The 13,108-nt window shown below is 74.8% G+C and carries 10 protein-coding genes; 1 reads left to right on the top strand and 9 read right to left on the bottom strand.

From position 1 onward, the window contains the following. Positions 1-37 precede the first annotated feature (37 nt). The gene (locus ACIQVD_RS29815; protein WP_402292277.1) at positions 38-2,431 is read left to right on the top strand and encodes a SpoIIE family protein phosphatase; all 2,394 of its coding nucleotides are present in this window, start codon (positions 38-40) and stop codon (positions 2,429-2,431) included. A 36-nt stretch (positions 2,432-2,467) separates the two neighbouring features. Here ACIQVD_RS29815 and ACIQVD_RS29810 read toward each other — a convergent pair whose 3' ends face one another. The 9 genes from ACIQVD_RS29810 to ACIQVD_RS29770 form a co-directional block, all read right to left on the bottom strand. Then, positions 2,468-3,163, bottom strand: a complete 696-nt coding sequence (locus tag ACIQVD_RS29810; RefSeq protein WP_400691060.1) for a FadR/GntR family transcriptional regulator — start codon at positions 3,161-3,163, stop codon at positions 2,468-2,470. Positions 3,164-3,390: 227 nt separating this feature from the next. Beyond that, positions 3,391-4,068 (bottom strand): ThuA domain-containing protein, encoded by a 678-nt coding sequence (locus ACIQVD_RS29805; protein ID WP_402292276.1) that lies wholly within the window; start codon positions 4,066-4,068, stop codon positions 3,391-3,393. A gap of 47 nt (positions 4,069-4,115) precedes the next feature. Beyond that, the gene (locus ACIQVD_RS29800) at positions 4,116-5,096 is read right to left on the bottom strand and encodes a hydroxyacid dehydrogenase (RefSeq protein WP_400691089.1); all 981 of its coding nucleotides are present in this window, start codon (positions 5,094-5,096) and stop codon (positions 4,116-4,118) included. Between the two features lie 105 nt (positions 5,097-5,201). Further along, entirely contained in the window at positions 5,202-6,143 is a 942-nt protein-coding gene (locus ACIQVD_RS29795; protein ID WP_402292275.1) for a carbohydrate ABC transporter permease, read from the bottom strand. Continuing rightward, positions 6,140-7,024 (bottom strand): carbohydrate ABC transporter permease, encoded by an 885-nt coding sequence (locus tag ACIQVD_RS29790; protein WP_400691069.1) that lies wholly within the window; start codon positions 7,022-7,024, stop codon positions 6,140-6,142. The genes ACIQVD_RS29795 and ACIQVD_RS29790 overlap by 4 nt, the downstream gene beginning before the upstream one ends. A gap of 91 nt (positions 7,025-7,115) precedes the next feature. After that, positions 7,116-8,393 (bottom strand): ABC transporter substrate-binding protein, encoded by a 1,278-nt coding sequence (locus ACIQVD_RS29785; protein WP_400691072.1) that lies wholly within the window; start codon positions 8,391-8,393, stop codon positions 7,116-7,118. Between the two features lie 171 nt (positions 8,394-8,564). Further along, entirely contained in the window at positions 8,565-9,695 is a 1,131-nt protein-coding gene (locus tag ACIQVD_RS29780) for a substrate-binding domain-containing protein (protein ID WP_402292274.1), read from the bottom strand. Positions 9,696-9,842: 147 nt separating this feature from the next. Then, on the bottom strand, positions 9,843-11,882 hold the full coding sequence (locus ACIQVD_RS29775) for a PQQ-binding-like beta-propeller repeat protein (RefSeq protein WP_402292273.1): 2,040 nt from the start codon (positions 11,880-11,882) through the stop codon (positions 9,843-9,845). Positions 11,883-11,908: 26 nt separating this feature from the next. Beyond that, the gene (locus ACIQVD_RS29770; RefSeq protein WP_402292272.1) at positions 11,909-12,796 is read right to left on the bottom strand and encodes a heparin lyase I family protein; all 888 of its coding nucleotides are present in this window, start codon (positions 12,794-12,796) and stop codon (positions 11,909-11,911) included. Positions 12,797-13,108 lie beyond the last annotated feature (312 nt).

Below are 13,108 nucleotides of genomic sequence, written 5' to 3'. Positions count from 1 at the left end.
GGAGGTACGCGCCCGAGCCCGGAAGGGGAGACGCCCCGTGGACTCTCCAGCACCCCCCGCGCCCGCCCCCGGCCAGGACCCGGCGCGGGAGCCCGTCCCCGCGAGCGCCGCGGTCCTGCTCGACCCGGCGGGCACCGTCACCTGGTGGTCGCAGGGCGCCGCCGACCTGTTCGGCGTCCCCGCCGACGGCCTGCGCGGCCGTCCGGCCGCCGAGCTGCTCGGCGGCCCGCTGCCCACCGGCACCGCCCCCGTCGAGGGCGCCCGACTGCGGCGCGCCGACGGCGGTTCGCGCACCGTCGACCTGCGCCTGCTGCCCGCGGGCCCGCCCGGCGGCGGCGCGCTGCTGACGATCACCCCGCAGCCCGCCGACCCGGCCGGCCTCGGGCTCCCGGACGCCTCGCTGGCCCGGGCCGTGCTCCAGCAGGACCGCATCGCCACCGCCTACCTCGACCGCGGCCTGCGCCCCGTCCGGCTCAGCGCCGCCTTCGACGCCCTGCTGGTGAGCGGCCTCGGCACCGGCCCGGACGGCCAGGACTGGTTGGAGCGCCTGCGCACCCCCGAGGGCGTGCCCGCCCGGGCCGCCTGCGACCGGACCGCCCTCGACGGCACCGCCGTCATCGGGGTCGAGCACCGCCTGGACGAGCAGCGGGTCTTCTCCCTCACCTGCTTCCCCGCCGCCGACCCCGACGACGGCCCCGACGGGCGCCCCCGCGGCGTGGTCGTCGTCCTGGTCGAGCTGCCCGCCGCCGGCCGCGCCCGGCTCGGCCTGGCCGAGGCGTACCGGCGCGCCGCCGAGATCGGCGGCTCCCTCGACGTGGTCGGCGGGGCCCGCGAACTCGTCGACGTGCTGGTTCCGGCTCTGGGCGACCTGGCCGCCGTCGACTTCCCCGACGCCGTCCTGCAGGGCCGCGACCCGCAGCTCGGCTACCCCGGCGTCCAGGCGTCCGCGCCGCGCCGGGTCGCCGCGAAGGCCACCGGGGGGCGCTGGCCCGCCCCGCTCGTGCAGGTCGGCGAACCCGTCCCCACCGTCCCCGACCGGCCGGAGATCGCGGCCGTCGCGGTCGGCGGCGCCCTCGCTTTCGACCCGGACAGCGCCCGCTACGCGCTCAGCGGAGACCCGCGGCTGATCGCCGCGCACGTCCCCGCGGGCATGCGCTCCGCGATCGGCTGCCCGCTCTACTACCGCGGCCGGCTGTTCGGCTACGTCATGGTCTGGCGCACCACCACCCCCGAACCGTTCGACGACGCCGACGTGAAACTCGTCCAGGACCTGTGCGACCGCACCGCACTCGCCCTCGACAACGCCTTCCGCTACACCCGCGAGCACGCCACCGCCGTCGTCCTCCAGAACAGCCTGCTCCCGCCGCCCACCACCGACACCACCACCGCCTGCGAGAGCACCGGCGCCTACCGGCCCGCCGACGGCACCCTCGGCGTCGGCGGCGACTGGTACGACGCCTTCCCGCTCTCCTCGCTGCGCACCGCCCTGGTCATCGGCGACGTCACCGGCCACGGGCTCCAGGCCACCGCCACCATGGCCCGGCTGCGCACCGCCGTCCACACCCTCGCCGAACTCGACCTGCCGCCCGACGACCTGCTGATCCGCCTCAACGACCTGGTCCAGCGGATGGCCGCCGAGTCCGCCGAGCCCGACACCGTCGGCGCCACCTGCCTGTTCGCCGTCTACGACCCCGTCGGCCGGGAACTGCACACCGCCAGCGCCGGACACCCCCCGCCGCTGCTGCTCACCCCGGACGGCACCGCCCGCTACCTGCCGCTCGACCCCGGGCCGCCGCTCGGCGCGGGCGACAGCGCCTACGAGGTGCACCGCACCGTGCTGGAGCCGGGCAGCCTGCTCGCCCTGTACACCGACGGCCTCACCGGCCACGACCCGGACGCCGCCATGCCCGGCCTGCTCACCCGGCTGCCCGGCCTCGCCCCCGCCGACCGCCCCCTCCAGGACGTCGCCGCCGACCTGCTCGCCGCCCGCCCCGGCGCCGACCACCCCGAGGACGACACCGCGCTGCTGCTCGCCCGCACCCGCGCCGTCCTGCCGCAGTCCACCCTGACCCGGCGGTACGCCGACCTCGCCGACGTCCAGCGGGCCCGCGCCGACACCGGGGCCCAGCTCGCCGCCTGGGGCCTGGACCACCTCGCCTTCGCCGCCGAACTCATCGTCAGCGAGCTGGTCACCAACGCCATCCGCTACACCCACGGCCCCGCCGTGCTGCGGCTGATCCGCGACCGGACGCTGGTCTGCGAGGTCTCCGACCCCTCCAACACCCAGCCGCGCCTGCGCCGCGCGCTGGACAGCGACGAGGGCGGGCGCGGCCTGTTCCTGATCGCGCAGCTGGCGGAGCGCTGGGGCTGCCGGTACGCGGAGCGCGGCAAGACGATCTGGACCGAACTCGCCCTGGAACCGAGGTTCTGAGCCGGCGGCCGCGGTTCCGCGCCCCGCGGCCGGCCGTCACAGCCCCAGGTCGTGCCCGGTCTCGGTGAGGTGGCGTGCCATCGCCCCGGCCGCGGCGTCCGGGTCGCCGGCGACGACCGCGTCGAGGATCTCCCGGTGCGCGTCGACGGTCTCCTGGTGGCTGCTGCCGCGCTCCTCCCGGCCCTGGAAGCTGGTGCGGCGGGCGTCCAGCAGGACGCCGTTCATGGCCGACAGGATGAAGGAGAGCACGTTGGAGTCGGCCAGGTCGGCCAGCGCCTGGTGGAAGGCCAGGTCGGCGGCGATGAAGGCGTCGCGGTCGCCGGTGCGCTCGCGCATGGCGGCCAGCGCGAGTTCGGCCCCGTCCACCGAACCCTGTCCGGCGGCGACCCGGGAGGCCGCGCGGCGGGCGAGCTCGCCCTCGATCACCCGGCGGGTCTCTATCAGGTCGCGCAGCTCCATCGAGTTCTGGCTGAGGCGGAACTCCAGGATCTGCTCCAGCACCGTGGGGGAGGGCACCGCGACCCGGGCCCGCCGGCCCTGGCTGGAGACCAGCACGCCCCGGGCCACCAGGGTCCGGACGGCCTCGCGGACCACCAGGCGGTTCACCCCGTGCCGCTCGGCCAGCTCGCCCTCGGCCGGGATCTCGTCACCGGCCCGCAGGTCGCGCTCCTTGATCTCCGCGATGATCTCCCGGACGATCTGGTCGCTCAGCGTCCCGCGTCCGACCGTCATCCGACCAGCCCCCCGACGGCTCCCGGGCACCCGTCCGCGACGGCGGACCGTCGCCCGCCGCCCCGCGGGGCCTGCGCCACCGGGAACACTCCACCGAGCATGCGCGAGCTCCCCTTCCTGGTCCTGGGCGAGCACGACCATAGCACCGCCCCCGGCCTGGCAGCACAGCTTCCAGGCCGGGGCGCCCGGCCGGGTCCGCCGCGCGCCCGCGCCTCCGGTCGCGGCCGTCAGTCCGCCGCGCCGGCCGCCCAGCGCAGGCCGCCCAGCAGGTGGCGGCGGAAGAGCGGGTCCGCGTACGCCTCCTCCCGGTGGCCCAGGGCGGTGAAGAAGGAGCGGCCCGCCCCGGACTCCCGGCACCACACCAGGGGGTGGTCGCCGCCCATGCCGCCGCCCCGGTAGCCCGACTCGTCGACGGTCGCCAGCACCCGCACCCCCGGCCGCGGGCCGTCCCGGAAGTCGTACCACTCGTCGCACCACGGCCAGCGCGCCGGCAGGTGGGCGGTCGCCGGGTGGTCCCGGTCCTCCACCAGCACGGTGGCGGGCTGCACCTCGGGGTGCCCGGCGAAGCGGGCGCCGAGCAGCTCGCCGTAGTACGGCCAGTCGTACTCGGTGCAGGCGGCCGAGTGCACGCCCGCGAAGCCGCCGCCGCCCTCCACCCAGCGCCGCAGCGCCGCCCGCCCGTCCGGGGTGAGCACCTCGCCGCTGGTGGACAGGAACACCACCGCGCCGCGCCCGGCCAGCGAGGCGTCGGTGAACACCGCCGGGTCCTCGGTGGCCTCGACGGCGAAGCCGTGGTCCCGGCCCAGTTCGCGCAGCGCCGCCGTCGCGGCCGGGAGGGAGGCGTGGCGGTAGCCGGTGGTGCGGGTGTACAGCAGGACGTCGGTCAGTCGGCCGGTGGCGGGCATCGCGGGTGCTCCGGGTGGTGGTTGCGGTGGCGGGTTCGGCGGTTCGCTCAGGCCGAGACGGACAGCGCCGCGCGGCTCACCGGGTGGGCGAACTCCCGTCCGGCACAGTACCGTTCGACCTCGTCCAGGGCACCGGCGGTGATCCGCAGCAGCTCGCCGCCCAGCGAGCCGGCGATGTGCGGGGTGAGCAGCACGTTGGGCAGCGTGTACAGCGGCGAGTCGGCCGGCAGCACCTCGGGCTCGGTGACGTCGAGGACGGCGTGCAGGCGGCCCGAGCGCAGTTCGGCGGTCAGCGCCGCGGTGTCGACCAGCGAGCCGCGCCCGGTGTTGATGAGCGTCGCCCCGTCCCGCATCAGCGCCAGCCGCCGGGTGTCCAGCAGGTGGTGGGTCTCGGGCAGCGCGGGGGCGTGCAGCGAGACGACGTCGCAGAGCGGGAGCAGCTCGTCCAGCTCGGCGGGCCGGGCCCCGAGGGCGCGGGCCCCGGCCGGGTCGAGGTGGGGGTCGGCCACCAGGACGTCGAAGTCGAAGGGCCGCAGCAGCTCCAGCACCCGGCGCCCGACCAGGGAGGCGCCGACGACGCCGATGGTGCGCCGGTAGTTGCCGAAGCCGGGGAAGTGCGCCGACCAGTCCAGGGCGGCCCGGTGCTCGCGGTAGAGGCCGCCGATCTCCAGGACGCGCTTGTTGGCGAACAGCATGGCGGCGAGGGTGTACTCGGCGACCGGGACGGCGTTGGCCGCGGCGGCCGAGCTGACCCGCAGCCCGCGCTCCCAGCACGCCTCCGTCACGTGGTGCTTGACGCTTCCGGCGGCGTGCACGACGGCCGCCAGCGCGGGCAGCCGGTCCAGCGCGGCGGCGTCCAGCGGGGGGCAGCCCCAGGAGGTGACCAGCAGCTCGACGGAGGCCGGGTCCGCGATCCGGTCGAAGTCCCCGGCGGCCTCGACGACGAGTCCCGGGTCGAGGTCGACGTGGCGGGCAAGCCGCTCGACCGCGGCCGGGGGGAAGAGCGCGTCGCGGTGCCGGCGGCCCATGGCGAACAGGGCGCGCGGGCGGTGCGCGGCGGGCTGGGCGGGCGGGCGGTCCGGAACGGGCCGGGCGGGCGGGGTCGTGGGCACGGGGATCCTCATGTCGATGGCCTACTTGACGGCGCCGGCCGTCATGCCGGACTTCCAGAACCGCTGGAGCATCAGGAACAGCACCACCAGCGGGGCCACGGACACCAGCGATCCGACCACGGCCAGCAGGTAGTCCTGCGGGTGCCCCTGGGAGAGCGCGGACGAGTACCAGACGTACAGGCCGAGGTTGACCGGGAAGAGGTCCTTGTCGGACAGCATCACCAGGGGCAGGAAGAACGAGTTCCAGATCTGGGTGAACTGGAACAGGAAGATGGTCACGAAGGCCGGGGCCAGCATCGGGAAGGCGATCCGGCAGAACGCCCGGAACTCGCCCGCCCCGTCCATCCGGGCGGCCTCCAGCACCTCGTCGGGCACGTAGGCGGCGCTGAACACCCGGGCCAGGTAGACCCCGAACGGGAAGACCAGGCCGGGCAGGAAGACGCCCCAGAAGGTGTTCACCAGGCCGACCCGGGCGGCGAGCAGGTACAGCGGGACCGCCAGCGCCGTGCCCGGCACCATCACGCCGAGCAGGGCGAAGGCGAAGAGCTTCTCCTTGCCGGGGAAGGCCAGCTTGTCGAAGGCGTACCCGGCGGCCACCGCGAACACCGTGGCCAGCAGCGAGCCGACGCCGGCGTACAGCACCGTGTTGCCGATCCAGCGCAGGTAGATGCCGTGGTCGGTGCTGAACAGGTGGCCGAGGTTCTCGAGGAGCGCGAACCGCCTGCCGGGGGCGAAGCCGTTGGTGCCGAACAGGTCCTGGCGGCTCTTGGTGGAGGACAGCACCAGCCAGAGCATCGGCAGCAGGGTGTAGAGGGCGGCCAGGCCCAGCACCGCGGTCACGCCGGCCCGGGACAGCAGCGCCGGGTGGCGCGGGCGGGGGCGCCGCCGGGCCGGGGTGCTCGGGCCGGGCCGGGCCGGGGCCGCGGCGGGGGTCGGGGCCCGGAGGGTCGGGGGCTTGGTCACGGCTGGCTCCTGTGGCGCGACAGACGGGTGACGAGGAACGACAGGGCGGCGGCGAACAGCGCGATGAGCAGCGAGGCGGCCGCCGCCAGGCCGAAGTCGTTGCGGGTGAAGGCGGCGGTCTGGACGTACATGTTGGGCGTCCAGCTGCTGCCGATCGCGCTGGAGGCGCTGTAGATGACCTTCGGCTCGGTGAACAGCTGGATCGACCCGATCACCGTGAACAGGACGGCCAGCGCGACCGAGGGGCGGATCATCGGCAGCTTGATCGACAGGGCGGTGCGGAGGCCGCCCGCGCCGTCGATCCGGGCCGCGTCCAGCACCTCGCCGGGCACCGCCTTGAGCGCGGCGTAGAAGATCACCGTGTTGTAGCCGGTCCACTCCCAGACCGCGATGTTGGCGGTGGAGAGGACCGCGTTGTCCGCCGACAGGAAGTCGACGTTCCCGAGCAGGCCGATCACCGGGCTGAGGCCGGGGGTGTACAGGTAGACCCAGATCAGCGCCGCGATCAGGCCGGGCACCGCGTGCGGCAGGAACAGGGCCAGCTGGAAGAAGGCCCGGGCCCGGGCCAGCCCCGAGTCCAGCAGCAGCGCCAGGGCGAGCGCGCCGCCGATCATCACCGGGATGTAGACCACGACGTACAGGACGATGGTGAGGAACCCGTGGCGGAACGCCGGGTCCGCCAGCGCGTGGGTGAAGTTGTCCAGGCCGGCGAAGACCCGGTGGGCGCCGCCGAAGCCGAGGCCGGAGGTGCGGGTGGTGAACAGGCTCATCCAGCCCGCGTAGAGCAGCGGGGCGAGGGTGACGGCGCTGAACAGGACGAGAAACGGTGCCAGGAGCAGCGCGGCGGTTCGGCGCTGGGCACGGGCTGACGGGCTTGCCATACCGGCTTCCTCGGGGGTGCGGGGGAGGGCCCGGCGGTGGCCCGCCGGGCGGGCGGCGGGGCGGGCGCGGGCCCACCAGGGGTGGCGCGGACTACGGGGCGAGCTGCATGCCGCGGTGCCGGACGTCCTCGACGGTGGCCTGCTGCGCGCCGTTCAGGACGTCGGCCAGGCGCGCGCCGCCGGCGACCTTGGGCAGCTGGTCGACGATCGCGGTGTTCGTGGTGCCCATCACCGGGCCCCAGGTCCAGCCGGGCAGGACCGCGTCGTAGGAGGCGCCGCCGACGGCGTACACGTCCTGGCCGCCGAAGTAGGTGGTGGGGTAGGCGGCCTTGGCGACCGGCACCAGCTTCGGGTCGGCGGGGAACATGCTGCTGGTCCCGGAGGAGACCCAGGCCCTCATGCCCTCGGGGTCGGTGGTGATCCACTTGATGAACTCGGCGGCGGCCGGGCTGTTCTTGGCGCCCTTGGGGATCACGAAGGACGAGCCGCCGTACATCGCGGAGGCCGGTCGGCCGTCCCAGGTCGGGACGGGGGCCACCGACCACTTGCCGGCCTGGTCGGCGACGGTCGCCTGGAGGGAGCCGGCGCACCAGCTGGCGCAGACGTAGGCGACGGTCCGGCCCTGCTGGACGCTGGTCCAGAACGGGTCGAGCGTGCTCAGCGAGCCGACCAGGTCCTGCTGGGCGAGGTCGCTCCAGTAGTCGGCGACCTTGCGGGAGGCCGGGTCGGTCAGCGACACCTTCCAGGAGTCGCCCCGGATGCCGAACCAGTGCGCCCCGGCCTGCCAGGCGAGGGCGGTCAGCAGCCCCGGGTTGTCGGTGAACAGCACCCCGCCGCGGGCGTCCGGGTCGGCCTGCTTCACCTGCTGCGCCATCGTCCGGTACTCGTCCCAGGTCGTGGGGACGGCGATCCGGTGGGCGGAGAAGAAGTCGTTGCGGTAGTACATCATCAGCGGGGCCGCGTCCCGGGGGACGCCCCAGGTCCTGCCGCCGAGCTCGACCAACTGCCGCACCGGCTCCGGGAACTCGTCCCTGACCGTGGCGGTGAGGCCGGCGTCCAGGCTCTCCAGGGCGCCCTGGGCGGCGAACTCCGGCAGCTGCGGGTACTCGACCACCGCGACGTCCGGGACGGTGCCGGCCTTCACCGCGTTGGTGAGCTTGGAGTAGTACTCCTGGCCGGACGGCACCGACTCGAAGGTCACCTTGATGCCCGGGTGGGACTGGTTGAACGCCTCGGCGACCTTGTCGGAGCCCTTGACGAAGGACCAGAAGGTGACCGCGCCGGTCGCCGGTCCGGCGGCGGGCCCGGGCGCGGACGACCCGCTCTCCGCGCTTCCGCAGCCCGTGACGAGGGCGCCGATGATCGCCACGGAACAGGACAGCAATGTCAGGCGTCTACGGAACATGGGGTGCCACCGATCGTTTGCTGGGGTGTCACCGTCATCATTCGGTACGTACGACAGCCCGTCAACACATATGCTTTCGAATGTTAGAAACGAAAGCATTACGACATCGGAAGTCCCCGCCAGGGCCGCACGGGCTCAGGACGGCCCGGCGGCCCCGCAGGAGGCCCGCACCCGCAGTTCCGGGCGGAGCAGCACCTCGGCCAGCGGCGCGGCCGGGTCGGCCAGCCGGCGCAGCACCAGCTCCAGCGCCCACGAGCCCACCGCCTGCTTGGGGGGAGCCACCGCGGTGAGCGGGATCTCGCTCAGCTCGGCCACCTCGTCGTCGTAGGTGATCATGGCCAGGTCCTCCGGCACCCGCAGGCCCCGGGCCCGCAGCAGGCCGAGCAGGGTGATCGCGTCGATGTCGTTGTGCACCAGCGCGGCCCGGAACCCGCCCGCCGCCACGGCCCGGACCACCTCCTCGAAGCGGGCGTCGGCCGCCGCCGCGTCACCGGTGGTGGTGATCCGGTACTCCGGCCCCGGGGCCAGCCCCGCGGACTTCACCGCGTCGGTGTAACCGGCGCTCAGCAGCGCGGTGTTGGGGCTCTCGGCCCGGGCCACCAGGGCCACCCGGTCGTGCCCGAGCCCGGCCAGGTGGCGCACCGCCAGCGCCGCGCCGTACGCGTGGTCGGAGGCCACCTGCTCCAGCCGGCCCGCCGCCGGCCCGGCCCGGCGCTCCACCAGGACGGCGGGCACCTCGATGCCGCCCAGCCAGCGCTCGGTCTCCTCCAGCGGGCGCAGGCCCGGGTGCAGCATCAGCAGCAGCCCGTCGACACCGCCGGCCAGCAGCCGGCGCACCTGCTCCTGGTTGTCCGCCAGCGACTCCCCGGAGACGGCCAGCACCACCCGCACGCCGCGCGCCCGGGCCGCGTCCTGGACGCCCCGGATCACCTCCGCGTAGTAGTAGCCGCCCGGCGGCACCACCAGCCCGACCGTGCGCTGCTCCGCCCCCTCCGGCCCGGCGGCGGCCCCGGTCGGGGCCGTGGTCGCGGTCGGGGCCCGGCCCGCGGCGGAGGACCGGGCCGCGGCGGGGGCCGGTTCGGGCGCGGCCAGCGCCCGTGCGCCGCCGTGCACCCGGGCCAGCAGCCCCCGGTCGGCCAGCTCCCGCACGTCCTGGCGCAGGGTGACGGCGGAGACGCCCATCTCCGTGGCCAGTTCCTTGACGGTGATCGCGCCCCGGTGCTCCACCGCGCGCAGGATCGCCTGCCGCCGTTCGTCAGCCAACACCTCTGGTCCTCCCTCGGTAGCGAGCGAACGGTTCCCCCTTCACTCGACAGACGAAAGATATCAATCAAAGGTCTACACCTGGCGCGGATCACCGAATCGGCCCCCGCCGGAACCCGGCGGGGGCCGATGAGCCCGGCGGGGCCCGGTCTAGCGGTGGTCGTCCACCTCGATCAGGTTGTGGTCGCGCAGCGTGTACAGCTTGCCGCCGTGGGCGTTCAGGTGCGGCCCGCTGTACCAGGCGCCGTTGACCCCGGCGACCACCGTGCCGACCGCGAACGTCTTCGGGTCGAAGCGGAACAGCGTGGTGGTCGAGACGCCGTAGACCGCCCCCCGGTTGACCACCAGGGCGGCGAAGCCCTGGCAGACGGCGCTCACGTCCGCGGTGAACAGCTGCTCGCGGGTGCGCAGGTCGATGACGAACGACCTGCCGTTCCGGGTCAGCACGTACAGGTGGCGGCCCTGCGCCGCCATCGCCGCCACGCCGCCGGACGAGCCGGTCTGCTGCGTCTCGGTCCGCCACTGCTCCTTGCCGGTGCGCGGGTCGACGGCGACCACGGTGCCGCGCGGCCCGGTCTTGGCGGCGTTGTCGCCGCCCAGGTAGGCGGTCCCGCCGTGGGCGGCCACCGCCCGGACGTGCTGGACGCCGTCGATCGGGTTGACGAAGCAGGCCGACTTCCGGGTCCGCGGGTCGTACGTCCACAGGGCGCCGCCGCCCGCGGTGTCGTTCTGCACGGCGACCAGCAGCAGCCGGTGGTCCCGGTCCCAGCAGGTGTCCAGCGGCCGGTTCAGCTCGGACGCGAAGGACGCGACCTGCCGGGGCTGCTCGCCGTCGCGCGGGTCGTAGCACCAGATGCCCTGGGCGTCGTACTGGCCGGTGTGGAGGACGCCGTCGATCACCTCGGCGTCCTTGGCCTCGCCGGGCGCCCGCAGGTTGAGCACCTCGCCGTTGCGCAGGCCGTGCCGGGCGATGGTGCCGTTGCCGCCCAGGTAGAGGTAGCCGCCGCCGGCCGCCACGCCCATGGCCGCCTGGGCGTCGGCGGGCGCGCCCGCCTCGCCGAGGTCGGTGGTCACCGAGGTGCCGGCGGCCGGGTCGATCTCGACCAGGAGGCCGTAGCCGGAGACCACCGCCAGCTTCCCGCCGGTCCGGTCCAGGCCCCAGATCTCGCCGAGGTCCGGCCCGTCGAAGGCCAGCGGGGTGATCGTCCGGTCGGCCTTCGAGTAGACCTGCACGCCGGTCTCGGAGGCGAAGTAGAACCGCTCCGCGTCGGCCGCGAAGGTCTTGACCGTCTTGCCCCGGGTGGGCACCAGCGTGTAGTCGGACAGGTCCGCCAGGTTCATCACGGCGAACTTCGCCGGGTCCGTCCCGCCCGAGGTGCCGACCAGCAGGCGGTCGCCGAAGACGGCGAGTTCGCGCAGGCTCGGGTCCTGCTCCATCTCCTTGGGCACCACCGAGGAGAAGGTGCGCGCGGCCCGGTCGTAGGCGTACAGCGAGGCCTTGCTCGCGCCGCCCCCGCCGGCCAGGATGCTGCCCGCCCCGAAGAAGACGGTCGTGTCGGTGGCGGCCACCGCCCGGGCCAGCGTCGCGTTCGGGTCGGGCGTGCCCAGGTCGGACACCTCGCCGGTGGCCGGGTCGTACTCCCACAGCACCGGCGCGACGTTCGGCATGCCGCCGACCGCGTAGACCTTGCCGTCGGGGGCGACCGCGAGGTCGCGGATGTCGCGGTCCCCGGTCCGGCCGACCGGGACGGCGGGCCGGTCGGGGGTGGAGAGGTCCCAGCGGTACAGGTTGGGCTTGCCCTGGTCGGCCTTGAGGATCACGCCGATGTACAGGTACCGGCCGGTGGGGTCCGCGGCGAGCGCCTGCACGGACGGCTCCGGACCGGCGTCGAGATCGGTGCGGGAGACCACCTTCCGGGTCGGCAGGTGGAAGCCGATCACCCGGGACGGGTTCAGGTTGCGCGAGCCGATGTAGACGGTGTCGCCCACCAGGACGCCGCTCATCAGCGAGAACTGGACCAGACCCGGCCCCAGGTCGGTCACCGTCGGGGCGCCCGGCGCCCCGGCGCCCGCCGCGGGGGTCGCGGCGGCGGCCCGGGCGGCGGGCAGCGATCCGGCGGCGAGGACCGCGCCGAACGCTCCGCCGGCCCGCAGGAGGCGGCGTCTGCTCAGGAAGGGACTGTCGGTCACTGCTGCTCCTCGTGGGGGTGGTGCTGCTACTGGGGGTCGGCGTCGGGAAGCCGGAGGATGCGGATGCCGTCGTGCCGGACGGTGCGGGTCGGGACGTCCCCGGCCGCGGTCGACTCCGAGGGCCGGTACAGGCCCCACTTGAGGTAGCCGTGGTCGGCCGGCGAGCTCGGCTTCCAGGTGGCCACCCCGTCGAGCGCGATCACCTGCCGGTAGTCGCACTGCCCCGGGAGCCGCACCGAGACCCGGAAGCAGCCGGTGTCGTCGGCGGCCCAGCGCACGTCCACCCGGAAGTCCATCCACCGGTCGACGTACGGCTGGAAGTCGGCCACGACCGTCTCCTGGAAGTCCAGCTGCGGCGAGCGGAACGCCACCGCGTTGCGCTTGGCCATCAGGTAGAAGGCCGGCGGCTGGCCGCCGCCGTACTTGCCCTGGAAGAAGATGTCGCCGGTCGTGCTGCCGCCCGGCCGGTACGGCTGCCAGTCCCGCAGCTGGGCGCTGAACTCGTAGCGCTCGCTGTCGCCGGGGCGGAAGGTCCCGTTCGGCAGCAGGTCCGTGGCGCTCTCGCTGCGCGGGGCGCCGTCGGAGACGTAGGCCGGGTCGTCCAGGGTCACCCGGTGCTCCACCGCGTACGGACCCCGGTCGCCCGGCCGCACGACGGCGGAGGCGTCCGGCGCGCTCGCGTGGGTGGTGGTCAGGCCCGGGACGCCCGAGTCGAGCGTCCCGCTCTCGTAGTCCACGTCCAGCAGGGCCGGGCCCGGCTGGGTCCCGAGCCCCGCGCAGCCGGTCGCCGGGGTGGCGCCGACCGGGCGGGCGGGGGTCCGGGCCTGGGCTTGGGCCTGGGCTTGGGCCGCCAAGGCGGGCACCAGCAGTGCGGCCACGAGCAGGGGAGCCGATGCCTTGCGAAGTCCGACCATGCCGCTCCTCCGGAGCCCGTGGAACCAAACGACATCACTTGAGCCGCATCCGGCGGCTTTCGATGTCGAGCATGCTGGCATGTTTCATGTGATATCGAAAGGCTGTCGGCGGAAGTTTGCCGAATCGTGGGGTGGCGCGCCTCGCACTCCGCCCGGAGACGCCGACGGCCCGGCCCCTCCGTGGCAGGAGGGCCGGGCCGTCGAGGACGGGCTGGGGTCAGGCGGGGAGTCCGATGGGGCGTTCGCCGTTGCGTCGTTGTTGGATGACGACGGCGATGACGAGGAGGGTGCCTTGGGCGACGTTCTGCCAGA

Source organism: Kitasatospora sp. NPDC090308 (assembly GCF_044769485.1).
In the GTDB taxonomy this organism is placed as follows: domain Bacteria; phylum Actinomycetota; class Actinomycetes; order Streptomycetales; family Streptomycetaceae; genus Kitasatospora; species Kitasatospora fiedleri.
The sequence above is the reverse complement of the archived record's forward strand: the minus strand, read 5'-3'. Positions and strand labels throughout refer to the sequence as shown.